We start from the raw sequence: 22,982 nt of genomic DNA, 5'->3' as shown, positions 1-22,982 counted from the left end.
GAGGCACCATGCACGCCACCACCACCTGGGACCCGCAGCAGCACCTGCGTCGTTCCGGCCCACGAACCCGCCCGTTCCACGACCTGCTCGCCCACGTCCCGGAGTTGCCCACCAGCCCCGCGCGCATCGTCGACCTCGGCTGCGGAAGCGGCGGGCTGACGGCCGTGCTGGCAGAGCGTTGGCCCGACGCGCACATCACCGGACTCGACAATTCCGTCGAAGGGCTGGACGAGGCGGCGGCACACGCGGGGGAGACCGCGGGTGGCGGACACATCGACTTCGTCCATGCCGACATCGGCACCTGGTCCCCGGCCGAGCGCTTCGACCTCGTCATCTCGAACGCCGCGATCCAATGGGTACCGAACCAACCCGAGCACTTCGCCGGCTGGACACGGACACTTTCCCCGGGGGGCGTGTTCGCCTTTCAAGTCCCGGACAACGCCGCCTCACCCAGCCACGCCGTGTTCCGCGAACTGTGCACGAGCCGGCGCTGGCGCGACCGCCTCGGCGCGGTGGCGCGGCACACGTTCGAGGTCTACGACCCCGCCGAGTACGTGGACCACCTCGCCGCTCTGGGTTTCACCGTCAACGCTTGGGAGACCAGCTACGCCCACGTTCTGCAAGGCGGGGATCCGTTCCAGGGCTGGATCAACGGAACGGGCATGCGTCCGGTGCTGAACGCGCTGGCGGACGACCCCGAAGCGGTCGGCGAGTTCCTCGCCTCCTACCGTGCCCGCCTCGGCGAGGCATACCCTGTCCGACCGTACGGCACGGTCTTCACGTTCCGCCGAGTCTTCGCCGTCGCCCGGAAGGAAGCCGGCGCCTGACCATCGCGCCCGATCGGCCGGATCCGGTGAACGCCGATCGGGGGTGCGCTCCTGCGGGCACGCCGTCACTACCCACGATGACCACTACGACCTCCGACTAAAGGACCGCGATGACCTCACCGAGGCTGGCCGTCGTGAGCGGCGGCCCCGGCACCGGCAAGACCACCTTGGCCCACGCCCTCGCCCAGGAGCTCGGGTGCCCCGCGATCATCCGAGACGAGATCAAGCAGGGCCTGGTCATGTCCACCCCCGGCTACCGGAGCGGCGGCGACGACCCGCTCAACCGCCCCACGCTGGACGTGTTCTTCGGCGTACTGAAGGTGCTCCTCCAAGCCGGAGTGACGACCGTGGCCGAGGCCGCCTTCCAGGACCGACTGTGGCGCCCGAACCTGGAGCCGCTCGCGAACCTCGCCCACATCCGCGTCATCCGCTGCGTCACGCCTGCCGCGATCGCGCACGAACGCATCGTCCGGCGCGTCGAGGAGAACGCGCACCGAGCCGCGCACGGCGACCGAGACCTGCTCGACGCGATCGCGGCCGGAGAGCACTCCCTGGAGTCCTTCGTACCGATCTCGCTCGACGTTCCCACTCTCACGGTGGACACCTCCAACGGCTGTACCCCGGCCATCCCGGACATCGCCGCCTTCGTACGGGCAACCGCTCCGGACGGCTCCTCCGCGGACACGGACGGCCCGTCCGCCGCGCGAGCAGCACGATGATCGCCGGGCCGCCGACCCCACTGCACCAGGTTGCCCGGATACGGTGCCCGGTCCCTGGGGGACCGGTCGGCGGTCGCGTCGGGCGGTATACGCGTTGTCGGTCACGGCGTGGTACCGCGGGTGTCCTGTTACGACGCGTCTTGGCGTAGGCCGAGTTCGGTGGGTACGTACGCGGGGTCGGTGTGAGGGCCGTTGCGGAACGCGTGGACGGTCAGGGCGGTCGGGGAGGGGATGCCCAGGGCGCGTGCGGCGGCGACGGCTTGGGCGGGGACGGTGCCGGCGCCCCAGTGCACGATCGGTACGCCGAGGGTCCATTCCGCGATTCCGGGCGCGCACTCCTGCGGCCGCCAGCCACTCGCGAACATGCGCCGGGCTCGTTCGGAGCCCGGGTTCGACGCGTCGGGCAGCTTGGCGGCGTCGAGTTCGGGGTCCATGACGCTGGTGTAGAGGGAACCCCCGTGCGGGCCGGTCATGAACTGCACGACCTCGCGGCCCGGACCGGCCATGACGACCGCCGAGTCGACGGCGAGCGTGGTCAGTACCCAGTCGAGGCGACGCTGTAGATCGTCCCACTCGGTGCACTCCGGCGCCCGGCCGATGGCGCTCGGACGATCGCCGAAGTCCTCCACGGAGTACAGCTCGGTCGGGCCGTCGTCGTCCGCGCCGCGAACCACCACGTCCTCCGGAGGCAGGCGGAGAACGTCGCGGAGGGCCTCGACGACCGCACGTCCGCGCGCGCCGCGCACCGAGGCGTCGCTGTACCAGCGCCAGGACAGCGACCAGACGCGTTCCCGGACCGGCATGACCGAGCTCGACGCGTGTCGCCACTCCGCTGCGGCGAGCAGCCGTTCCTGGTCCGCGGTGAGCGGGACGCCGGCGCCGGCCCGGATCTCGGCGACGACGAAGTCGTTGAACCGCGTGAGCGTGACGGACGGACCCGCCTCGGGGGCGCCGATACGGACCCGCGTGTTGTCGGGTTCGCCTTCGTCGCCCACGAGGAGGGCGACATACGGGATCCCGGCATGATTCGGACGCGACAGCGCGTCCCAGAGCGCGTGTTCCATGGCGGCAGTGTGCCAAGCCGGCCCGACAAACCACCGCCCCGCCCCGGCAGCCGCCGTCCGATCGGATCCCGCGAACGCCACCTGGTCACGGCCGGCGACATCACCTGACGCCGGCCATCGCGTGCGGATCGCGCGCCGTGGTCACCGTGCGCGGGGTGTGTCACCTCCGATACCGCTGCGCCACTGCCGTGAAGGCGGCCTTGGGTTCCCATTCCATGTCGGGGTAGGTCTGCCCCCGGCGCCCTTCGAGGAGTTTGACGATGCCCAGGCCGGCCCGGTCCAGGTCGTCCCTGGGGTCGCCGTCCGGGCGGTGCGGATAGCCGGACAGGGCGAACAGGAACACGAACGCGCTGTCCACGCCCTCGCTCTCGAAGACCTCCAGCAGTTCGCTCAGATATGCGGCCTGGCCGGCCTCGTCACGCTCGTATGTGCCGTTCAGCCGTACAGGGGCCTTGGTCGTCGGGTCGTATTCGACCACTTCCAGCACCCGCCCACCGCGGTCTCCCGCGCCGCGGTAGGCGGCGGTGCCGAACCCGGTGATGGCGAGCGGCTTCGGGCCCCGGGCCAAGGTGCGCACCGCGTCCCGGAACCGGTCGGCGACCTCGGCGGAGCGGATCAGCTCGAACGTCACCACGTCGAAGGGAGTCCAGTCGACCTGTTCGAACTGGATGGACGCGTAGGTGAGTTTGCCCCGAAAGCGCTCGCGGACCGCGGCCGCGGCATCGCGCAGGAAGGCGTTGATGCGCACGCCGAGCTCGCGCATCGCCTCGCCCCGCCGCTCGGGTCGGCCCATCAGCTGCTCGACCCGCTCCTCGGGGCTGTCTCCGGGCAGGAACCCGTGGTTCATCACGCTCAGCTCGACCCCTGCGACGAACACGACCGTGGCCCCCTGGCGCCGGAGCCGTTCCGCTCGCTCGGCGCAGTCGCGGAAGAGGGTGAGGATCCGCTCCGGATCCAGCTCCAGCGGATAGGGCGAGAACCAGACCTCCAGCCCGAGCTCGGCGGCGGCAGCGGCGGCCGACTCCAGTCGGTCCGGGTCGCCGCCGATGATCTGGACCGCGTTGCAGTGCAGGTCGTCACGGATGACGGCGAGCTCGCGCCGGACCACCGCGGGGTCGAAGCGCTCGCGAGATATTCGGCCGTGCACGACGAATCCGGTGTCGTAGGTCATTCCTCTTGCTCGCATGGTGACGTCCTCTCCGTCGGTCTCGGGCGGGTCGATCGAGACTGACAGGAAAACTGCGCACACGCAAGTTTGCGTATATGCAACTTTGCGCCCGCGCAGCCCTGTGTGGAACGCTGACGCCGTGACGACACCACCACCACCAGGGCTGCGGGAGCGGAAGAAGCAGGCCACACGCGAGGCGCTACGCGAGGCGGCCCTGCGCCTGGCCGTGGAGCGCGGACCCGACCAGGTGCGGGTCGAGGACATCGCGGAAGCGGCCGGGGTCTCGCCGCGCACCTACAACAACTACTTCGCCAGCCGCGAGCAGGCGATCGTCTCCGCCATCACCGCGGACCGGGAAACGCGTGTCGCGGCGGCGGTCGCGGCCCGGCCCGCAGGAGTGCGCCTGGCCGACGCCATCACCGAGGCAGTGGTCGAGCAGTACACGAACACCGGCGAGCGCGAACACCAGGCACTCCTGCTGATCACCACCCGGACCGCACTGCGCGACGCGTTCCTCGACAGCACCGCCGGCATCGAGCCCCCTCTCGCGGCGGTGATCGCCGCACGCCTGGGTGATGCCGGAGCGCCCACAGCCCGAGCCCGCGTTCTCGCGGCAGGCGTGGCCGCGGCGGTTCGCATCGCGGTGGAAGGCTGGCTCCAGCCGGCCGGGAACGCAGCGGCCGCCGGGACTGTCGGCACCGGAGGACTGGTCGTGCCCTCCGGCTCACTGCCCGACCGGCTCCGCGAGGCATTGGCCCCGCTCGCGCCCGCGTTCGACGCCGCCGAGCGACGCACCCGCTGAACAAGCAGCACCTCCGGAACATGCCGACACCCCCCGTCCCCTCCTCGCCGGCCAACCCAACGTGCCCCGCAACCCCTCGGCACGCGCGAGTTGGCGTAACACCCCACTCGACGCCGGTCACGACATGGCGAGTGGAGCCCACCGGCAGCGGGAGACCGGTTCCCACGGAGTCATCGTCCTCAGCGCGACATGGAGGGGGTCGGGAGCACAGCGATGCCTACCCCCGACGCGGACTGCTTCGACCTGCGGGCCCCACGACCGGCGAAACAACTCGTCTTCGGAGGCGGTATCCACTACTGCCTGGGCGCCGCGCTCAGCCGAGTGGAAATCTCCGAAGCACTGGCCGCGTTGACCCAACGCTTCGACGCACCGATTCCCAACGGCCGAAGCGTCTGGCGCCTCCACTCGCGATGATCCACGGCCCGGATTCCCTCCCCTGCTCTTCCGGTCGCGTTCGCGCACCGGTATGCGCGGGCTCGCCACCTTGCGACGCCGCACGCCCCGGCGACATGGCGAAGAGCCGCCCTGGGCCGTTTCGTGACGAGCGACCGCCGCCGTTCGGCAAGGTCCGCCCGGATCCGGAACATCCCGTGTCGATACGGGCACGGGCGTGGGCTCACACCGTGCTGCCGGAACGCCACCCGGCCCACGCCCCGACGGTCGCCAACTGACGTTCCGTGCCCGTGAGTCCCCGCCCTTCCACGTCGATGCGCAGGCTGTCGCACAGGCCCGGGTCTGCGTAGCGGCGAAGCCGGCATGCCGTCCCGGATCTCGACGACGTGGCGGACCCTGCGCATGTGCGCGGTATCCGGGCTCAGCGAGCCGGTAGCCGGGGCGGAAGGTCTGGGCGGTACGGCATCGGGGATCGCGGGAGCGACCAGGTTCCACAGTGGGAAAAGCGCGCGTAGACGCCTGTGGCAGGCGTGGGGACGTGGCCCGCGTGTATGTCGTGGTGCGGGTTCACGGCGTGCGTGGAGTGCCGCACAGGGCGAGGAGGTCGGTCATCATGTGTTCGAACAGGGGAAGGTAGTCGTCGAACGACGAGGCCAGGTGTCCGTAGACGGCCATGCAGAGCAATCCGTAGATCTGCCGCCAGCACGTGATCATCACCATGGTGACGGCTTCCGGATAGTCGTCCTCCATCAAGCGCCCATACGCGGCCACCTGCGACCGCAGACGCGGTCCCGGTTCTGCTGCCGCCGATGGGCGCGGCAATATGCCTCGGTGCCACAACTGCATGAAGGTCGCTCCGAAGAGACCGCCCAGCTCTCGGAGCAGCACCCGGTCGACGTCGTATCCGGCGGCGACCAGCCGCGCGGAACCGGCGCCCATGAGGAGGTCGAACTCGCCCGGGTTCGAGACCGACCAGTCGAGCACCGCGCGGGTGGCCGCGTAGAGCCGGCCGCCGAGATCCTCCGCGTCCACCTCGCCCGCGGCGGCCGACACGGTAGCCACGAGGTCGTGCGTGACGACTTCGTAGACGGCGAACATCAGGCCGGCCTTGCCTTCGAAGTAGCGATACAGCGCGGGCGGCGTGACTCCGACGTCCCGGGCCACCGCCGACAGGCTGAGCGCTTCGGTTCCTTGTGTGGCGATGGTTTTGCGCGCCGTGGCGAGCGCGTCGCGCTCCAACTCCGCGCGCAGGCGCTCCCGCCGTGACGTGGGCCGACCGTCGTCGTCCCGGGGGAGGACCGGCATTGTCAACTCTCCATCTCCGAACAGGGCAACTCGTCACCACTTCCGTGTAGTTGGCGGCACTCGGGTTGCGGTGGTGCCATGCTATGTGGTTAATACTCTTCACGAAGTTGACGGGTATCGCGAACGGGCCGTCGTCGGTCTCGTATCGCGGCCCGTGGCGTGGGTGTGCGGAGTCTTTCGCCGGACGATTGGAGTCGTGATGACCACGGATACGAGCGGAAGCGGTTCCGGCACGCCCGGCGGCTCCCCGGCCCCTCCGCCGCCACCCCCGGGCGCGCCGCCGCCGACCGACCCGCACACCGGCGCCCGTATCAACTCGCGCGCCACGATCATCGCCGCGGTCGTCACCGGGCTGAGCACGGTGCTGGTCTGGGCTCTGGGCGTGGCGTTCACCGGGGACGACAAGGACCAGGACAACGCGAGGCCGCCCGCGCCGCCCGCCGCGGTCGCCTCCGCGCCGGCGTCCGTCTCGCCGGTGATCGAACCGTCGTCCCCGCGAGTCCCGTCGCCGTCGGCATCCGCGAGTGCCGCCGACCTCGTGCGGCCCTATCCGGGTGAGCCGATGACCCTGAAGTTGACGGCGCCGGGCTGCAGCATCCGAACGGAGATCGACTTCGACAAGACGCCGTTGACCCGACGCATCGATACCAACGACGTGGGCGCGGATCCGGGTCCGGGCAAGGGCGTGGACATGATCTGGGAGGACTGCTCGCCCACTTCGCTGCTCACGCGCCCCGGCGCTCGGGCCGGAGTGCTCCCGAAGGGTACGAACGTCACGAAGGCGACCTGCCTCGACGCGGCCAACGGCGGTGGTCTGGAGGAAGCCACCATGGGTTTCGACGCGGCGAAGTTGGGCGTCGTCGAGGGGAACACGATCTGTGTCCTGTCCGACCGGGGGCGCCTGATGGCCATGGAGATCGTCGACGTCATCGAGAAGCCCAGTGCCATCGAAATGAAGGTTCGCACGATCGTCTGAGCCCGGGAGCGGTGGGCGCTGTGGGGAGCCGCGGCGCCGCCCGGCGCGCGGGCGCCGAACTCGGCCGTCTCACCCGCTCCCTCGGTCTCCACACCCGGTCGGCCGGGACTCGGCGGCCGGCGGTCTCTCGAGCGAATGCGTCGTGGAGCGGGGGCTCCCGAATGCCGGCCGGTGAACGTACGACCACCGTGCGTCGGTCATCTCGCACCTGTATCACGGTGAGTTGGGCGAATGGTGTCAGTCGCGGCTGACCGGGTCGGAAGAGGCCGCGAGGCGCATGGCGGAGCACCTGCGCGAGCACGCGATCATCCGGCCCGAGGGCAAGGTCGACAAGCATCACTGGAGCCAAGCCGACCTGGACCCTCGCTCTGCGGCTGGGCGCATTGATCCAGCCCGCCCCGCCCTATACCGCGTTGCTGGGCCTGGCCAGGGCGGGGTTGGTCTCGCGGTCCTGGGCCGATGCCCAGGCGGCACGCTATCCGACTCACGCCCCGCTGCCGGAGCAACTGCGCGGGCGGGCGCGGGACATGCGCCCGACGCCGGACGGCCGGCTCGACCTGCGGACCATGCGGGACGCGGGGGCGACGGTCGGCGGCGAGTTCTCCTCGACCGAACGCACCCACCGCCGCTTCTCCCGTCCCGGTGTGCCCGACGAGGCGCCGTTGGCCGAACTGTTCGAGCGAATACGGGCCTACTTCGCCGCGTACGGCCCACCGGGCCGGCTCGGCGGGCCCGGACCGGAGAAGGGCCTGACCCGCTTGTGCCGGCTCCTCGGAGCGTTCCAGTACACCTACCGCAGCGACAGCATCGAACACCCGTTGTTCCTGGTATTCCGCGACGACGCCCCGACCGTGGCGCAGTTGCACCGCACCGCGAGCGACGAGGCGATCGCCGACCCACTGGCCCTGGTTCACCGGCTGAACGTCTCGGGCGCGCTGTCGCGGATGCGTCGCCTCGCCGGCGATCCGCAGGTCGGCACGTCGTGGGGCATCACCAACCCGGTGATCTTCGAGCACTGGGACGACAACGTCTTCCTGCTCAACGGCCCGAACGGCGCGACACTGCTGGAAGCGGTCTCACTGGTCAAGGCCGACGACACCCGCTCCCGGGGCCGCCGTCGCCTGTGGAAGATGCCGGCCGGCGCCTGGCTCGACACCGCCGACACGTTCCGCATCCGCCCCCTGGCCGTGTACTTCGCCCGACACGGCGTGCTCATCAACTGGAACCTCGACTCCTACGCCGACTTCCTCCTGGAGGGCCGCGACCCCGACAAGGCCCGAAGTTGGCGAGCGGGTGTGGGAAGGAGGGTCAGGTGCACAGGCGGGCCCTTCGACATCGGGTCTGGTCGACTGCCGGTCGGATCAGACGGACTCGACGGCCCCACCCGCGCAACGCGGCCCTGTACGCCCGCATGATCGTCGAAGCCGCCGATTACCGGGCCGTCGGCCGTCATGCCATCCGCCTCGGGCAAGTCGCCGCAGCCGACACCGACCGCGACGGGATCGCCGACACCCTCACCCACCATCGGGCGCTCCACGCCGTACTCGACGACCTCGCCCGCCGCTGGGGAGAGCCCCACTCCGCCCCTGCGCCGGGACCGCCCCGGACGGTGCCGCCCGAACCGCCGTGCCCACGCGACCTGATCGAGGAACAGGCGCTGGTGGCCACGCTGATAGCAGACCCCCGCGCCCTGGACGAGATCGCGCGTTGGCTCGGACCGGGGGACTTCGCCGACCGCGCGCACGTGGCGCTGTACCGATGCATCGCCGCCCTCGTCCACCGGGGCGACGTGGTCGATCCGCTCACCGTCCTGTGGGAAGCACAACGCCGAGGGCACCTCGCCGACGGCAGCCTCGGCCCCGAACTCGTCGTGAGCATCGGCGCACCCGGAGTACCGGGCAGCACCGAGTACCGGGCCAAGCGCGTCCTGCGCGCGGCAGTCCTGCGCACCGCGACCGCCGGCTCCCGCACCGTGCGCGACCTTGCCGACGACCGGACCCTGCCGATTCCTCGACTCGTCTCCTCGGCACGCGAAGTCCTCGCCCCGTTGGACGCGATCCACAACCGCTGGAACACCGCCACCCGACCACCCTCCGTCGGTACGCCCGCTGGAGAGAGTGCGGCACCGACATCCCCGACCAGGACAGCCGCACGCTCACGCACCACCACGACCACATCCCCACCCCCGCCCGCACCGGTACCGGGCGGGCCGACCGCAGCGACTACCTCCACTGCCAGGAGGCGCCCGTAACCGACCCCCTGCTTCGACTCGTACCTGTGCCACCCGCTTCACATTGCCCGAGTTGTTGACCATGTCGCCCCCCCGGGTTCGTCGGGGGCGCGCGGTGTCCCGTCTCGGGCGCCTGTTCGTGGATGCCCGACGATCCGACCGCCCCGCAAGCGCCCTGTCCGCCGGCCCGGGGCGCTCCTAGCGTGTGCCACGACCGACGGATCCCGATCCGCCGGCCACCCGCCCACCGCTTTCGGTGGGCGATCGCGAACGATCGACGTCAAGGGGAACCGTCATGCGCCTGCCCCACCGGATCGCCGCCGCCACCGCCACCCTCGCCCTCGCCCTGGGCGGTGTGGCCCTGGCCGCACCCACGGCCCAGGCCACCCAGGCCGACTGCTACTCCTACCTGTCCGGACTCGGCTACGGAGGCATCAACTCCAGCGCCAACTGTCTCCTCGGCGCATCCGGCCTTCCGCTCGCCTACCAGACCTGCCAGGCCACGCTCAACCTCCAGGGCGTTCCCGGAGCCATCACCGACGAGGCCTGCCGCCGCGCCGGCACCCCCTGACCCCCCACCGCCACCCGAGTCGGCCCGCGCGCCCCGAACCGGCCCGCGCGGGCCGACCCGCGCCCACACAAACGCCTACCGCGACGGCGAGTGTGCACTCGCGGTGGTGACTGGTGTGTGGGCGGCGGCGTGGCGACCACGGCCACCCCGAGCGTCCGCACCGTCCGGGTCGCCCCCTCGCTGGGCGAGGTGGATTACCTCTCCGTCCGTCACGCGAAAATCTATGCCGGCTGGAGTAGACATCGGGTGCTGGTGTGGTTATGGTTTCTTTCGTAGCCCAGAGAGACGGAAGGGCCTGGCAGAGACGAACTGCCGGTCGCAGTAACGCAGTACAGGTATTCGTAGTGCGCAGGACGGTGTGCTTGTGGAGTCCCGGAGTCAGGGTTGTCGCAGGACGGCGACGGGACTGACGGCCGCACCGGGGTGGCCCGCGATGACCGGGGCCGCCGTGAGCAGTACGCAGTTCGGCAGTCGCAGTGCCCGCAGTTCGGGTAGATGAGTGGTACCTCGGTGAAAGCGTCGGCTGCGGACGCGCGCACCGGGAGGTTCGGCAGTGGGGTTCCATGCCAAGCGGATGCAGGACCGGCGATCGGGGCTGGCTGCCGAAGGTGGCGCAGTAGGCCACCGAGCAGTACGTATCACCCGCAGTACGCAGTAACCGATGGAGCAGTACCCGCAGGACGCAGTAACCGTAGTCGCAGTACCCGCAGTACCCGCAGTATGTAGTGGCAGTGGATGTATGTCACAGAGGAAACGACGAAGGAGTGGAAGCGCCATCGGGATCGCCCGGGCGGAAGTCTTGAGCCCGGGTACCGCAGGACATCGTTAGCGAGGTGGTCTCCGGTCAAGCAACCGCGATCCCCGCGCCCTCGACCGCAGTTCGGTCGGGTCCGCGGAAACAGTAGGCCGGCGCAGTAACAGGGCCGGCAGGTGGTGTAGCAGTTCCTTCGGGGCCCTGGATGCCGAATGGCACCAGGGCCCCTCCACGTTCCCCAGAGAGGCACGATGACAGCAGACACCTCGCACCGCCGTCTCGACGACGACGACTACCCCGCCTACACCACCGGCCGGGCCGCCGAACTCCTGGGCACCACCCCCGGTTTCCTGCGCGCGGTCGAGCACGCCGGCCTGATCACCCCGCGGCGTTCCGCCGGCGGACACCGCCGCTACTCCCGCCACCAGCTGCGCATCGCGGCCCGCGCTCGGGAACTCGCGCACGGCGGGACCTCCATCGAGGCCGCCTGCCGCATCGTCACCCTCGAGAACCGACTCGAACAAGCCCGACGCCTCAACGCCGCACACCGCCCCACCCTCGAAGCGGCGAACCCCACGGCCGCCGCCTGAGACGACCCAGACCCCGCAGACCCCGCAGACCCCGAGACCCCGCCGACCTCACGGACGCCGCCCGCACATCCCGCCCGGGCCCGGCGGTCCGGGTGACTTCACCCCCCCGGCGGCAACAGAACCGACAACCCGGGCGCGAGCACACCCCCTGCCCCCGTGATCCTCTTCCCCCAGTCGGACCCAACGACCTCACGCCCGCCCTGCCGCACCCGGACCCGGCCCCGCAGTTGATGGCGAACGGACCGCCTGTTCGATCGGCGGATCGAGGCCATCGCCGATCGGATCCGGCGGGGCGAGGCGGCAAGGACCCGTCTGCGGGCCCCGGTGATCCCCCCACCGATGATCCGCGCGACGAACCGCAACGACTCCGACCGCTCGCGCGGTCGGAGTCGTTCCCCTCCCCGCCCGCAGGGCACAGCCCGCACAGCCCGCCGCGAGGCGAACGTGGGACCCCGAGAAAAGGGGCGCCCCCGCCCACGGTGCCCGGGCGCACACGTTTCACCCGAACGAAGCGAACATGCTTCGGGAACGGCCGCCGCGACGACCGTCGTCGGCGCGGGCAACGGCACCTTCGACAACGCCTGCGGCAACCTCGGGGGGCGGGGCCACGGCCCACACCCTGGGCGCCCTCGCCCCCGGCGCCCCCGCCGGCACGACCCTCGCCGCCCCCGCGAGCGGACCTGCCAACCAATGCGGCAACCTCGGCCTGTCCCAGGAGTACCAAGCCGTGGGGATCATTGAAAACGTCAACATCGCCACCGCGGACACGGGTAACTCCGTGCCTGTGAACAGCTGAAGCCCCGACGATCCCCGGCCGCGTGCCCGCCGGCCGCAGGACGGTGCGGGTGCCATGCCGATCCGTGCTGCCCTGCGCCCCGCCGGACCGGCCCCGGGGGATGAGCCGAACTGAGCTTCCCCCGTTGTGCGGGAGGTGTTGATCAGCTGGTCAGGCCGGGTTGCGGGAGTTTGATGATTGCCTGATTGGCGGCCGTCTCACGGGCGCGAGGCCGACGGGGCGGTAACAGTCACGGGTTTGGCGGGGGTTCACCCCCGAGAGCCGAGTCTTCCGTCCATGCCGGCAGCGTAGGCTCGCTCCGGTCCGGTCCGGTCCGGGCCGGGCGTGTGGCGTGGAGTTACCCCGGTCCCTTGGCCACGACGACCGAGGCGTCGTCGTGGTACTTGCCGGCGCTGCGCAGGAGGTGGCCGGCGATTGGGGTCGGGGGGTGTCGCAGGACCCCGGTCAGGGTCTGGGGCTTCCATCGTTCGGTGAGGCCGTCGGAGTGCATGACCAGCGCGCTGCCGGTGGGCAGCGGGTGGGTCGCGGTGCGGGGGTTGTGTATCCGGTGTCCGGCGTTGCCGGGCAGCGCGGGCAGGCTGTCCTTGGATGTGGGTGTCACGATCGCGGCGGCGGTGTTGCCGATCCCGCAGAAGAGCACCCGCGCGTCTTCCGGTTCGTTGCGTGCCACGGCTACTGCGGCGCCTCGTGTGCCGGCCAGGGCCCGGTGGATGTCGTGCACGACCTCTTTGGGTGAGCGGCTTCCGCCGGTGTGGAAGGCGCGGATCGTGGCCCGGGCGGCTGTTTCCGCCAGGAGGCCGTGGCCGAGCCCGTCGCAGAGCATCACCAGGACCGCCCGTCCCGCGCCGAGGGCCGTGGACGCGGGGCCGGCCGCGGACCTGTCGAACACCAAGACGGCCCGGCGGCCCGGGGCGAGGGTGCGGGCGTCCGCTGCCGCGTCACGCGAGGCGGGCCCGGGCATCGATGTCCCGGCGTCGTCCCGGTGCGCCGCCCAGCCGTCCCCGCACGCCACCCCGCCGTGCTGCCCGATCCGCACGATCCGCAACAGGATCGCCCCGTGGACGGCGTGCTTGATCAGGTTGGAGAGGGTCTCGGACATCGCCAGGGCGACCTCGCCGGCCCGGTACTCGCCCAGCCCCAGCCGGGTGGCCAGCCGAGAGGCGGCCCCCCGCGCACCCGCGAGGCCGTCACGAAACCACGCCACGTCCTCACTCTCCAACAGCACCACGCTCATCGCCTACGCCCGGCGGCGCCCGCCGGAACGGCGGCCCGCCCCGCGCCGGTACGACCGTGGTCCACGACAACTCCTCGGGTGGAAGGCCGTTCGGTGGGTATCCCGCATGTTCTGCCGGCAACGGTCTGCCCCGAAACGGAGCGGCGATCGCGTGCGGGTGGATCCGTCCGGTCGCCGACGGACCGAAAGGGTGCCACCCGCTGCTTCTCGTCCCGACTCCCCGTGACCTGTGCCGGTGTACTGCGCGCAATGGGGTGGCCGGGTCGGCGTGGATTGCCTCCGAGTGCCCGTCCCTGATCTTCGACCACGTCGCCGGGTGCCTGCCGGAGGAAAGTGTGTCGTCGTCGCGCGGGTGACCACGTCGGAACGCCTGGCCGGGGCGCGCCGGCGCGCCGAGAAACGCCTGTTGGCGACCCTGGCGTCGTCCCGCGCCGGACCGGGGTCTCGTGGCCGGACCGGTTGCGGCGCTTGCGGCGGGACAGGTCCCCGCGCGCGGTGGTCCAAAGCCGCGAGTGGGACCGCTGCGTTCGAGGGCGACCATCCTCTCGCCGGCGCCACGAAAATCTATGTCGCCGGGAGTGGACAGGTGTGGCCGCCACTCGACAGGTCAGGGTGCCGAGACGCCCGAACCCGGCCCGTCCCACGGTGCCGGTGGCCGGCGCCCTCGTCGTCCGCCGGATCACGCCGAAGGCATGCGAACACCCCCGGCGAGGCGACGCGAAGGAATGCGCCGCGCCACCACCCGGATGTCGACACGCCTCCCGGTCCCACTCGACCGACGCTTCAATCCCTTTTCGTAGACGTCGAAAATCTACCTTGACCGTAGTAGACATAGTAGAGGCTCATGGGTATGTTTTCTCTCGTAGCCAAGCGAATCAGTGAGGCGCGACAGAGACGAACCGGCGCGCGTTGTTGAGGGTTCGACAGCAGAGCCCTGGGGCCGGTCGTTGTTCGGCGAGGGTTCCGGAGGCTGGTTGTCGGGCCGAGGAGAAACTGAGGGCGGCCCACGAGGTCGCCGCGCAGGACGAGCAGTACCCGGCAGTACCTGCGGTTCGGTTGTACCCGCGGTGGCAGTAGACGTTGTACGACGAAGGACAGGAGAGGAAGGAGCGAACGCCATCCGGATCGCCCGCTCGGCGCGGTAGAGGTTGTTCGGCCGAGTGGGATCCGTAGAGACGCCGGTACGAAAGGCGGTCCGCGGTCACGCAATTGCGATCCCCGCACCCCCAGGACTCGGGGCGAACGCGGAACAGGTAAGTCGGCACTTCGGTGTCGGCGGGTGGTGTGGATTTCCTTCGGGGCCCTGGTGTCGTACGGCACCAGGGCCCCTCGACGCGTTTCTCGGCACGAGTGGCCGGCCTCGAATACGGCGCGGTCCGCGGCACGCAAGCGGCTCGGGCCGTGGGCCCGGTCGACGATCGGAGACAGGCGATGAAACGGGCCCCGGGGGACATGACCGCCCTGGCGCGACGATTGGCTTCGGCGGCCGACGAGTTGCTGCTGGCCGTCAAAGGCATGGACGACCTGGGTTGGACGACCGACTCGTACAGCAGGTCCCACCTGCGCGACGTCGCGAGCTGCCTCCAGGTCAGCGCCACACGGATCGCCTCCCTCCAAGGCGGGACCGATCTCCGGGACGAGACGACCGGGCGCGCACCCTGACGAACGCCGCAGGATCGGCGCGGCCGGCAAGGGAGCTCGCGTCGAATCGATCGACTCGCCATGCGACGGGAGGGCGGTTCCACCCGAAGGAGACCGGGGGCGCTGTGCAGGATTCGCGGGGCGGCCTCCGTTACGACGCCGACGACGCCACTTCAGGCCGCGGCGAAGGCGTGCACCAGCATCACGTGGGAACTCCCGCGCCGCATTCGCCGGATACGCCGGGTCAGGGGTGTCGTGCCCGCACGCACCGACGACCCGATTGCGCCGGCCCGCCACCACACCCGTGCCACCACCGGGCCCGCCGGCCGTCCCCGGTCGAGGGCCGCCACGGCCCAGACGGCCTTCGGCCGGGCGCGCACCGGCCACGGGCGCCGGCTCACGTCGGGCCGGGACGAGTCGATGTCGGCCCAGACGGTCTTGCCGGCCCGATGTGTCCTGACGCCCCACCGCGTGGTCGTCGTATCGAGGATGTGCAGGCCGAAGCCGCCCTCGTGTTCGAGGCCGGTGTCGCGTCGGGTCGGCATGCGGGGATCGGCGTCGGTGACGGACAGCCGGATGCCGCGTCGGGTCCGGCGCAGGGCCAGGCGCACGTCTCCGTCGGTGTGCAGTTGCGCGTTGGTCAGCAGCTCCGAGGCGACCAGGACGACTGCCGGGACCTGGTCCTCGTCCCAGCCCCAGTTGGCGAGAGCGGTCCGCACCGCGTTTCGTGCCAGCCGCGAGGCGCCGGTCTGTCGTGGCACGCGCCACCGGACGAGGGGACCGCGAAGTCGAGACATGAGCTTCCTCATGGGCTTAGGGGGCGGACAGTGGACGCTGCCTCGGCTCGAAATCAGTGCCCAGGTGGGAAAGGCCACGGACCCTCGGCAGAACTGTGACCTGCCCATCTGGGCGGGCGCCGACGATGCCTTGCCGAGGCCGACGTCGTCGTGTCCCGCACGCCTGCCCGGCCGGCGACGCCCCAAGCGTCACCCGTCCGAGTGGATCGGTGATCGGCGGACATCGGGAAGGGCACGCCACGCTTCCCGCCCGACGATGTGCCGCCGAGTGGAGGGCGAACGGTTCGGCGCGTACGATCCCCACGCCCAATCGGGTGTACCCCCACGGATGCGGGGCACGATGCCCCCGCTCGTCGCCGACACACAAGCAGGAGGACGCCGACATGAACGCCACCGCCGCGACCGCCTTCCTGGCCTCTGGCAGGGCCGCAGCGCAGGACACCGCGCACGTCGACCTGCCGCTCGTCGACCTGCCGATCGTCGACGACCCGGGCAGTGTCACGGCGACCGACGCGCGGGCGATGTCGAAGGTGCTGTTCGACCGGCTGCGGGTGCTGGAGGAGGGCACGCACGAGTACCAGTACGTGCGCAATACCCTGATCGAACTGAACATCCCGCTTGTGCGGTTCGTCGCGGGCCGTTTCCGCTCCCGCCCGGAGACCACGGAGGAGATGGTCCAGGTGGGCACGATCGGCCTGATCAAGGCCATCGACCGCTTCGACCCCGCCTACGACGTCGAGTTCCCCACCTTCGCCATCCCCACCATCTCCGGCGAGATCAAGCGCTTCTTCCGCGACACCTCCTGGGCCGTCCACGTCCCCCGACGCCTCCAGGAACTGCGCCTGGAACTGGCCAAGGCCCGCGACGCGTTCACCGCGGAGCACGATCGCGAGCCCACCCCGGCCGAACTCGCCGACAGGCTCGGCCTCGCCGTCGAGGAGGTCGTCGAAGGGCTCACCGCCGCCGCGGGCTACTCGGCCGCCTCCCTGGACGCTCCCGCCGACGACGACGGCCCCGCCGGGGTCCACTCCGGCCGTGCCTCGTTCGTCGACCCCGGCTACGAACTCGCCGAGAACCTGCACGCGCTCAAGCCGCTGATCGCAGCCCTGCCGCCACGCGACCGCGCCATCCTGTCGATGCGCTTCGGCGGGGAACTCACCCAGGCCCAGATCGGCGAACAGCTCGGCATCTCCCAGATGCACGTCTCCCGACTGCTCGCCCGCACCCTGACCAGGCTGCGGACCCAACTCCTCGCCGACTGACGCCCGACCGAGGAGCGCGGCTGCCCGGCCACCGGTAGCGCTCGGCGTGCGCCGACGATGTGTCGGGGACGGCGAACGGCCCTGAAGTACCGGCCACGCTCACCCGGCGGGCGGGTGTGTGTGGTGGTCGGCGCTTCAGGGCCGGAGGTTGCGGGCCGTGGGTCAGGCGGCGGCGACCGCACGGGATGCGGGACGCGTGGTGGGGCCGGAACGGCGGGCCTGGGCGGAGCCGCTGCGGCGCCCGCGTGAGGAGGAAGAGCCGGCGGTGCGGCGGGGGCGGTCCACGACCGGCGCGGTGATGACGACCGGGATTCCGGAGGGCACCTGGGCGCCGGTGATCCGGGTCAGTTCGGCCTCGCCGGAGCGGACCTGGGTGGTCTGCGGGATGATCCCGGCGTCGGACATCAGGCGGACCATCCGGCGACGCTCGCCGGGCAGGACCAGGGTGACCACGCTGCCGGATTCGCCGGCGCGCGCGGTACGCCCGCCGCGGTGCAGGTAGTCCTTGTGGTCGCTGGGCGGGTCGACGTTGACGACCAGGTCGAGGTTGTCCACGTGGATGCCGCGCGCGGCGACGTTCGTGGCGACCAGGACCGTGACGTGGCCGGACTTGAACTGGGTCAGCGTGCGGGTGCGCTCGGGCTGCGACTTGCCGCCGTGCAGCGCGGCGGCGCGCACGCCGCTGTCGAGCAGGTGCGCGGTGAGCCGGTCCACCGCGTGCTTGGTGTCGAGGAACATGATCACCCGGCCGTCGCGGGCGGCGATGTGTGTGGTGGCGGCGTTCTTGTCGGAGCCCTGTACGTGCAGCACGTGGTGTTCCATCGTGGTGACCGCGCCGGCGGTGGGGTCGACCGAGTGCACGACCGGGTCGTGCAGGTACTTGCGCACCAGCAGGTCGACGTTGCGGTCCAGGGTGGCGGAGAACAACATGCGCTGGCCGTCGGGGCGTACCTGGTCCAGGAGTTCGGTGACCTGGGGCATGAAGCCCATGTCGGCCATCTGGTCGGCCTCGTCCAGGACGGTGACGCCGACGTCGGTCAGCACGCAGGCGCCGCGGTCGAGGAGGTCCTTGAGCCGGCCGGGTGTGGCCACGACGACTTCGGCGCCGGCCCGCAGTGCGGTGATCTGGCGGCCGATCGGCATGCCGCCGGTCACGGTGGCCATCCGCAGTCGGAGCGAACGGGCGTACGGGGTGAGTGCGTCGGTGACCTGCTGGGCCAGCTCACGGGTGGGCACCAGCACCAACGCGAGGGGGTGCTTGGGCTCGGCGCGTCGGCCCGCGGTGCGGGCGAGCAGGGCCAGGCCGAAGGCCAGCGTCTTGCCCGATCCGGTCCGGCCGCGGCCGAGTACGTTGCGGCCGACCAGCGAGTTCGGCAGCGTCGCGGCCTGGATCGGGAACGGCTCGACCATGCCCAGACCGGTCAACGTCGCCAGCAACTCGGACGGCATGTCCAACTCGGCGAAGGAGGCGACGGCGGGCAGCGCGGGGGTGAGGGTCACGGGAAGCGCGAACTCGCCCTGCACACCGGAGGAACGACGGCCGTAGCCGCCGGAACCACCCGAACGGCCGTAGCCACCCGAGCGACCCGAGGTGCCGGAACGGCCGTAGCCGCTGCCGGCGGCGGCCGAGCGGGCATAGCCGCCGGTGCCGCCGCTACGGCCACGGGAGGAGGAGCTGTACGAAGAACTGGTGGAGCGGGCGTTCGGGTTCACGGGGAACCTTCCTCGACACGGCGCGTACCGCGGAGACCCGGCAGCCGAAAGCCGCGCAAGGCATCACGAGAACGAGCCGAAATGAAAAGCAGAAACGAAGTGGGGCGAAGGAATTCGCGCGAACACACTTCGCCAGGCACGGCGCCGTCGGAAAAAGCGGCCGGCTCGAACGGACTGCGAAGTCCGGGGGCGGTGGGCGGTGCGCGGTCGTAAGCCGTCGGCTGCCGCCTACCGGGCGGGGATACTGCGTCGCCTGCCAGCGCCACGACCCCGGGGAAGGGGGACGGGCGGCCGACGGCGGATATACGAACGCCGTGCGAGGGTCCGCGACCATACGGTGGCGGGCCCTCGCACGGGGGCGCCGAAAGGGCGTCAGGCGGGAACGATGTTCTCGGCCTGCGGGCCCTTCTGGCCCTGGGTGACGTCGAAGGAGACCTTCTGGCCTTCCTGGAGCTCACGGAAGCCCTGGGCGGCGATGTTCGAGTAGTGGGCGAAGACGTCGGGGCCGCCGCCGTCCTGCTCGATGAAGCCGAAGCCCTTTTCCGCGTTGAACCACTTCACGGTTCCGGTGGTCGCCATGTCGTTCTCCTTCATTGGGGGGGAGCAGTTCCGGAATCCACGATGTGCGATTCCGCGTCGCCGCAAGGAGCCCATCCGGAGATGACCGGCCAAACAAAAAATGCACCCACGGATCACGCCCGTCAGGTGCACACAAAGTTCATGGGTACCACAACTGCAACTGGCATCAACGTAGCACGGATATCGACGGCTTCGCAGACCCCGACAACCAACCGGCCCCGACGATCGGGTATTTCGGGGGCGTTCACCCGCCCCGTTGCTCGCCACGTCCGACCCCTGCGCGCCCCGGTGCCGGGCGGTTCGGGGCCGAACGCCCACGCTCGGGAGCCTCGTGGACGGGGCCGCTGCCAACATCCGCCGGTGACCGCGAGTTCACCCGAACGGATCGGGGGCAGGCATGGGTGATTCCCCGAGGCGTGGACGGCCTCGCCCGTCACCGGAGTGTGCATCATCGGTCGACGGCGGGGGACGGCTCGCGGTCGCTCCCCGCACGGGCCCCACATCCGCCGACGCGACCGGAAGTCGGGCGTACAGGCTCCCGCCGTCCGGCGGGCGCCTTCGCGGGGGCGGACGAGACGAGACGCATGTCCCAACGAACAGCTCTGCCCCACACCCGGCCGAACCGTGACTCCTCGACGGTGGAGGTGGACTGGATCGCGGCGGTGCGCCGCCACGGCGCCCTCGACACCCCGGCCGACGGCGCGTACGACCGGGTCGCGGCCCTCGCGGCACGGTTGTTCGACGTGCCCGTGGCAAACGTGACGATCGTGGAGACGGCCTGTCCGTAGTACTCGCCTAAAACCAACGGATATCGCTGACCTGCACTGATGCGTTCCCAATCCTCGTGAAGCCGACGGATCGGTCTGGTCCCGCAGTTCCGGCCTTGACGATGCGTGCGCCGGCGCCGGGTCGGGTCGTCGGGCAGTGCACCGCGATGTGCGGTTCGAGGAAGGCCACCGGCGACGTGGCGCACGAGGTGGCGATGGCGGCTCTCCACCTGCTTGCGGCCAGGAAGCTGCTGGATCTGGCCGAGTCCTGCCGTCCGGTGCCCGGGTCGGTCGAGATGTGCGACTTGGTCCAAGGGCATCTGAGTGAGACCCGCGCGCTCTTGGTGGCCATGGGGTTGACGGACGCAGAGCTTCGGGCACTGCTGAGCGGCACCACCAAATAGCCGAAACCCACGGCGTCATGCTTCGAGTGCGACACGAAGGGCACGCCTCACGGGGCACGGAACGGGCTCGGCAGACCGTCCGCGACGCCGCCCACGCCCGCGGCGGCTACGCGTGCTTCGCCGCCTGGGGCCGCTCCCTGTGTCGAGGTGGAATCGGCTCTCGGGTTCGTCGGGGGCGGCGATGTGGACGCGGGTGACGAGGCCGAACGTGGTCGCCGGCGGAGTGTGGTCACAGCGGTTAGTTATGCCTAGCGGTGAATCACCTGGTTTGCCGCATGGCTTTTCTCGATGGACGCGGGTCGGCCCCCCACACCCCCGTGACGGCCCTCCGCCTACCCCCTTTCGCTGCCCGAACCCTCGGCGGGCTCTGTTTCCGAAGCGGTGTCCGCCGGATGGTCGCAGGCCGCGTCGAGCGCGAGGAAGGACTCACCTTTCATGGTGATCGATCCTGCCCACGCTCCCCGAGGGTCCGCGACGGACGGACCCGGCACGAGAAGAAGACACCGGGACACCGTGATCCACCACGGCGTCGCGGCGATCGCCGTCGTTCTGGGACTGGCCCTGTTGATGTCGGCCGCCCTGGTGTCGACCGCGACCAACGCCCGGGCCGCGACCGCCACGGTGGACTGGGTACGGCGGACAGCTACGCGGTGCTCGGCGGTGCGACCGTCACCAACACCGGCCCGAGCGTCCTGAACGGTGACCTGGGCGTCAGCCCCGGCACCGCGATCACCGGGTTCCCACCCGGGATCGTCAACGGCGCCACCCACGCCGCGGACGCCGCCGCCCTCCAGGCCCAGTCCGACCTGACCATCGCTTACAACGACGCCGCCGGCCGAGCCCTCACCGCCAGCGTCGCGGGGGACCTCGTCGGACAGACCCTGGTCTCCGGCGTCTACAAATCCACCGGACCACTGGGTCTGACCGGCACCGTCACCCTCGACGCCCAGGGCAACCCCAACGCGGTCTTCATCTTCCAGATCGCCTCCACCCTGATCACCGGCTCCTCCAGCACGGTCGCCCTGATCAACGGCGCCCAGGCCTGCAACGTCTTCTGCCAGGTCGGCAGCTCCGCCACCCTGGGCACCAACACCACCTTCAAGGGCACGATCATGGCCCTGACCCCCATCTCGGTGACCACCGGAACCACCATCGAAGGCCGAGCCCTCGCCCGCAACGGCCAGGTCTCCCTCGACACCAACGTCATCACCAAACCCATCTGCTTCACCGGCCCCAGCGGCCCGCCTGGCCCCAGTGGGCCCCCCGGCCCGAGCGGTTCCCCGGGTTCTCCGGGTGCTCCGGGTTCTCCGGGTGCTCCGGGCTCTCCGGTTCCCCCGGCCCGAGCGGCGCGCCCGGCGCCCCGGGCGCCCCGGGTGCTCCCGGTGCTCCGGGTGCTCCGGGTGCTCCCGGTTCGAGCGCTTCTCCGGGTGCTCCGGGCGGTCCCGGTCGACCCGCAGCGCCGGGTGCCGCCGGCCAGGCCTCCACCGGCCCCGCACACGGGCACGGCGGCAAGGGCGGGAACGGCGGAAACAACCAGGAGGAGACGACACCGGACCACCTGGCGAACACCGGTTCCGACGGCCTCGCAGGCGTACTGGCCGTCGTCGGCGCCGGGCTCCTGGCCCTCGGCGGCCTCGTCCTGCTCTACCTCCGCCGGGCCCGCACCCGCACCACGACCGCGGACCTGGACAACTGACCCCGCCTGACCCCGCGGGCACGGCGTACCGGACCGAAAGACACCCGGTACGCCGTGCCCGTCACGACGAACACGGGCAACCGAACGGCGACCCCGTGACGCACACGTGCGTGTCGGCGCCGCCCGGCTCGCGACGATGTCCTGGGCGGGCTGCGGGAGTTCGGGCGGCAGCCGGCAGGTCGACGACGGGAGTGGCCGATGGGTTCGGCGAACAGGTTCGGCGCCGCGCGGGCAAACCGCGAGTGCAGCCGGCACGACTTCGCCACCAAGGTCTCCCCCGACACCGCATCGAGCCAGGCCGACCCGATCGGCTCACCGCCCAGCGTCGCATTCGTACCCCAGGCGATCGTCTACGACCACAAGGCGTACCACCTCTCCACCCAGCGCCCACTGGAGAGTTGGGCAGGTGACGGGAACCCGATCGTCGCGCACTGGTCGATCAACTACGAGCTCGGCCCATCATCGGACTGGATCGCGGCAACATCAGCCTGTTCCGAACCAAGCAGGCAGCCAAAACCGAGTACGAGACCCCGCAACTGCCCACCACCATCGGCGCTGTGACACTTGACGACCGCTACGTGATCGGGGTGGCTCGGATGGGCCCCAGCCCGGACGACAAGACCGCCGACAAGGCTCTCGCGGCACAGTTCGTCGAGGCACTGCCGAAGGCCTGAGCGCCGCCGCCACGCCCGCC

General features: G+C 70.9%; 22 protein-coding genes and 1 pseudogene. 15 read left to right on the top strand and 8 right to left on the bottom strand.

Going from position 1 to position 22,982, the window contains the following annotated elements:
* Nucleotides 1-8: 8 nt before the first annotated feature.
* Together ACMXN5_RS04145 and ACMXN5_RS04140 are read left to right on the top strand one after the other, a co-directional pair.
* Nucleotides 9-827, top strand: coding sequence for a methyltransferase domain-containing protein (locus tag ACMXN5_RS04145; protein WP_439674040.1), 819 nt, complete (start codon nt 9-11; stop codon nt 825-827).
* A gap of 110 nt (nt 828-937) precedes the next feature.
* Nucleotides 938-1,546, top strand: a complete 609-nt coding sequence (locus ACMXN5_RS04140; protein ID WP_439674039.1) for an AAA family ATPase — start codon at nt 938-940, stop codon at nt 1,544-1,546.
* Between the two features lie 128 nt (nt 1,547-1,674).
* Here the strand turns inward: ACMXN5_RS04140 and ACMXN5_RS04135 are convergent, their stop codons facing one another.
* Nucleotides 1,675-2,610, bottom strand: a complete 936-nt coding sequence (locus ACMXN5_RS04135) for a TY-Chap domain-containing protein (protein ID WP_439674038.1) — start codon at nt 2,608-2,610, stop codon at nt 1,675-1,677.
* A gap of 160 nt (nt 2,611-2,770) precedes the next feature.
* Complete coding sequence (locus ACMXN5_RS04130; RefSeq protein WP_439677942.1) at nt 2,771-3,781, bottom strand: hypothetical protein; 1,011 nt, start codon at nt 3,779-3,781, stop codon at nt 2,771-2,773.
* Nucleotides 3,782-3,917: 136 nt separating this feature from the next.
* Between ACMXN5_RS04130 and ACMXN5_RS04125 the strand changes: the two genes are divergently transcribed.
* Both ACMXN5_RS04125 and ACMXN5_RS04120 read left to right on the top strand, forming a co-directional pair.
* Complete coding sequence (locus ACMXN5_RS04125; RefSeq protein ID WP_439674037.1) at nt 3,918-4,580, top strand: TetR/AcrR family transcriptional regulator; 663 nt, start codon at nt 3,918-3,920, stop codon at nt 4,578-4,580.
* Nucleotides 4,581-4,793: 213 nt separating this feature from the next.
* Nucleotides 4,794-4,994, top strand: a complete 201-nt coding sequence (locus ACMXN5_RS04120; protein WP_439674036.1) for a hypothetical protein — start codon at nt 4,794-4,796, stop codon at nt 4,992-4,994.
* A 266-nt stretch (nt 4,995-5,260) separates the two neighbouring features.
* On the opposite strand, the pseudogene ACMXN5_RS04115 reads toward ACMXN5_RS04120, so the two are convergent.
* Together ACMXN5_RS04115 and ACMXN5_RS04110 are read right to left on the bottom strand one after the other, a co-directional pair.
* Nucleotides 5,261-5,485, bottom strand: a pseudogene (locus ACMXN5_RS04115) (DUF6545 domain-containing protein); the annotation flags it as partial.
* Nucleotides 5,486-5,540: 55 nt separating this feature from the next.
* Complete coding sequence (locus ACMXN5_RS04110) at nt 5,541-6,278, bottom strand: TetR/AcrR family transcriptional regulator (protein ID WP_439674035.1); 738 nt, start codon at nt 6,276-6,278, stop codon at nt 5,541-5,543.
* 199 nt (nt 6,279-6,477) lie between these two features.
* Here ACMXN5_RS04110 and ACMXN5_RS04105 point away from each other — a divergent pair, with 199 nt between their 5' ends.
* From ACMXN5_RS04105 to ACMXN5_RS04085, 5 genes are all read left to right on the top strand, one after another.
* Nucleotides 6,478-7,254: a hypothetical protein gene (locus ACMXN5_RS04105; RefSeq protein WP_439674034.1), complete on the top strand. Its 777-nt coding sequence runs from the start codon at nt 6,478-6,480 to the stop codon at nt 7,252-7,254.
* Between the two features lie 383 nt (nt 7,255-7,637).
* Nucleotides 7,638-8,669: a hypothetical protein gene (locus ACMXN5_RS04100; protein ID WP_439674033.1), complete on the top strand. Its 1,032-nt coding sequence runs from the start codon at nt 7,638-7,640 to the stop codon at nt 8,667-8,669.
* Nucleotides 8,666-9,505, top strand: a complete 840-nt coding sequence (locus ACMXN5_RS04095) for a DnaB-like helicase N-terminal domain-containing protein (protein WP_439674032.1) — start codon at nt 8,666-8,668, stop codon at nt 9,503-9,505. Before ACMXN5_RS04100 ends, ACMXN5_RS04095 begins: the two co-directional genes overlap by 4 nt.
* Before the next feature lie 274 nt (nt 9,506-9,779).
* Nucleotides 9,780-10,055: a hypothetical protein gene (locus tag ACMXN5_RS04090; protein WP_439674031.1), complete on the top strand. Its 276-nt coding sequence runs from the start codon at nt 9,780-9,782 to the stop codon at nt 10,053-10,055.
* A 1,005-nt stretch (nt 10,056-11,060) separates the two neighbouring features.
* The gene (locus tag ACMXN5_RS04085; protein ID WP_439674030.1) at nt 11,061-11,399 is read left to right on the top strand and encodes a MerR family transcriptional regulator; all 339 of its coding nucleotides are present in this window, start codon (nt 11,061-11,063) and stop codon (nt 11,397-11,399) included.
* Between the two features lie 1,133 nt (nt 11,400-12,532).
* On the opposite strand, the gene ACMXN5_RS04080 is transcribed toward ACMXN5_RS04085, so the two are convergent.
* Nucleotides 12,533-13,429, bottom strand: coding sequence for a SpoIIE family protein phosphatase (locus tag ACMXN5_RS04080; RefSeq protein ID WP_439674029.1), 897 nt, complete (start codon nt 13,427-13,429; stop codon nt 12,533-12,535).
* Nucleotides 13,430-14,860: 1,431 nt separating this feature from the next.
* On the opposite strand from ACMXN5_RS04080, the gene ACMXN5_RS04075 reads away from it, so the two are divergent.
* Complete coding sequence (locus ACMXN5_RS04075; RefSeq protein WP_439674028.1) at nt 14,861-15,091, top strand: hypothetical protein; 231 nt, start codon at nt 14,861-14,863, stop codon at nt 15,089-15,091.
* A gap of 152 nt (nt 15,092-15,243) precedes the next feature.
* Here ACMXN5_RS04075 and ACMXN5_RS04070 read toward each other — a convergent pair whose 3' ends face one another.
* Nucleotides 15,244-15,831 (bottom strand): ATP-binding protein, encoded by a 588-nt coding sequence (locus ACMXN5_RS04070; RefSeq protein ID WP_439674027.1) that lies wholly within the window; start codon nt 15,829-15,831, stop codon nt 15,244-15,246.
* Between the two features lie 419 nt (nt 15,832-16,250).
* On the opposite strand from ACMXN5_RS04070, the gene ACMXN5_RS04065 reads away from it, so the two are divergent.
* Nucleotides 16,251-17,129 (top strand): RNA polymerase sigma factor SigF, encoded by an 879-nt coding sequence (locus tag ACMXN5_RS04065; protein WP_439674026.1) that lies wholly within the window; start codon nt 16,251-16,253, stop codon nt 17,127-17,129.
* 162 nt (nt 17,130-17,291) lie between these two features.
* Here the strand turns inward: ACMXN5_RS04065 and ACMXN5_RS04060 are convergent, their stop codons facing one another.
* Both ACMXN5_RS04060 and ACMXN5_RS04055 read right to left on the bottom strand, forming a co-directional pair.
* Nucleotides 17,292-18,842, bottom strand: coding sequence for a DEAD/DEAH box helicase (locus tag ACMXN5_RS04060; RefSeq protein ID WP_439674025.1), 1,551 nt, complete (start codon nt 18,840-18,842; stop codon nt 17,292-17,294).
* Nucleotides 18,843-19,214: 372 nt separating this feature from the next.
* On the bottom strand, nt 19,215-19,421 hold the full coding sequence (locus ACMXN5_RS04055; RefSeq protein ID WP_020554951.1) for a cold-shock protein: 207 nt from the start codon (nt 19,419-19,421) through the stop codon (nt 19,215-19,217).
* A gap of 584 nt (nt 19,422-20,005) precedes the next feature.
* Here ACMXN5_RS04055 and ACMXN5_RS04050 point away from each other — a divergent pair.
* From ACMXN5_RS04050 to ACMXN5_RS04035, 4 genes are all read left to right on the top strand, one after another.
* Complete coding sequence (locus ACMXN5_RS04050; protein ID WP_439674024.1) at nt 20,006-20,209, top strand: hypothetical protein; 204 nt, start codon at nt 20,006-20,008, stop codon at nt 20,207-20,209.
* Nucleotides 20,210-20,304: 95 nt separating this feature from the next.
* Nucleotides 20,305-20,592 (top strand): hypothetical protein, encoded by a 288-nt coding sequence (locus ACMXN5_RS04045; RefSeq protein ID WP_439674023.1) that lies wholly within the window; start codon nt 20,305-20,307, stop codon nt 20,590-20,592.
* A gap of 650 nt (nt 20,593-21,242) precedes the next feature.
* Complete coding sequence (locus tag ACMXN5_RS04040; protein ID WP_439674022.1) at nt 21,243-22,298, top strand: ice-binding family protein; 1,056 nt, start codon at nt 21,243-21,245, stop codon at nt 22,296-22,298.
* 188 nt (nt 22,299-22,486) lie between these two features.
* Nucleotides 22,487-22,849: a hypothetical protein gene (locus tag ACMXN5_RS04035; RefSeq protein ID WP_439674021.1), complete on the top strand. Its 363-nt coding sequence runs from the start codon at nt 22,487-22,489 to the stop codon at nt 22,847-22,849.
* Nucleotides 22,850-22,982 lie beyond the last annotated feature (133 nt).

The sequence above is a fragment of the Embleya australiensis genome (assembly GCF_051903075.1).
In the GTDB taxonomy this organism is placed as follows: Bacteria; Actinomycetota; Actinomycetes; order Streptomycetales; family Streptomycetaceae; genus Embleya.
This window is presented reverse-complemented; position numbering and strand designations above follow the sequence as displayed.

Coding starts and splice junctions, on each gene's coding strand:
- ACMXN5_RS04145 (WP_439674040.1), top strand. CDS start 9: ATGCACGCCACCACCACCTGGGACCCGCAGCAGCACCTGCGTCGTTCC.
- ACMXN5_RS04140 (WP_439674039.1), top strand. CDS start 938: ATGACCTCACCGAGGCTGGCCGTCGTGAGCGGCGGCCCCGGCACCGGC.
- ACMXN5_RS04135 (WP_439674038.1), bottom strand. CDS start 2,610: ATGGAACACGCGCTCTGGGACGCGCTGTCGCGTCCGAATCATGCCGGG.
- ACMXN5_RS04130 (WP_439677942.1), bottom strand. CDS start 3,781: ATGACCTACGACACCGGATTCGTCGTGCACGGCCGAATATCTCGCGAG.
- ACMXN5_RS04120 (WP_439674036.1), top strand. CDS start 4,794: ATGCCTACCCCCGACGCGGACTGCTTCGACCTGCGGGCCCCACGACCG.
- ACMXN5_RS04110 (WP_439674035.1), bottom strand. CDS start 6,278: ATGCCGGTCCTCCCCCGGGACGACGACGGTCGGCCCACGTCACGGCGG.
- ACMXN5_RS04105 (WP_439674034.1), top strand. CDS start 6,478: ATGACCACGGATACGAGCGGAAGCGGTTCCGGCACGCCCGGCGGCTCC.
- ACMXN5_RS04095 (WP_439674032.1), top strand. CDS start 8,666: ATGATCGTCGAAGCCGCCGATTACCGGGCCGTCGGCCGTCATGCCATC.
- ACMXN5_RS04090 (WP_439674031.1), top strand. CDS start 9,780: ATGCGCCTGCCCCACCGGATCGCCGCCGCCACCGCCACCCTCGCCCTC.
- ACMXN5_RS04085 (WP_439674030.1), top strand. CDS start 11,061: ATGACAGCAGACACCTCGCACCGCCGTCTCGACGACGACGACTACCCC.
- ACMXN5_RS04080 (WP_439674029.1), bottom strand. CDS start 13,429: ATGAGCGTGGTGCTGTTGGAGAGTGAGGACGTGGCGTGGTTTCGTGAC.
- ACMXN5_RS04075 (WP_439674028.1), top strand. CDS start 14,861: ATGAAACGGGCCCCGGGGGACATGACCGCCCTGGCGCGACGATTGGCT.
- ACMXN5_RS04065 (WP_439674026.1), top strand. CDS start 16,251: ATGAACGCCACCGCCGCGACCGCCTTCCTGGCCTCTGGCAGGGCCGCA.
- ACMXN5_RS04055 (WP_020554951.1), bottom strand. CDS start 19,421: ATGGCGACCACCGGAACCGTGAAGTGGTTCAACGCGGAAAAGGGCTTC.
- ACMXN5_RS04050 (WP_439674024.1), top strand. CDS start 20,006: ATGTCCCAACGAACAGCTCTGCCCCACACCCGGCCGAACCGTGACTCC.
- ACMXN5_RS04035 (WP_439674021.1), top strand. CDS start 22,487: ATGGGTTCGGCGAACAGGTTCGGCGCCGCGCGGGCAAACCGCGAGTGC.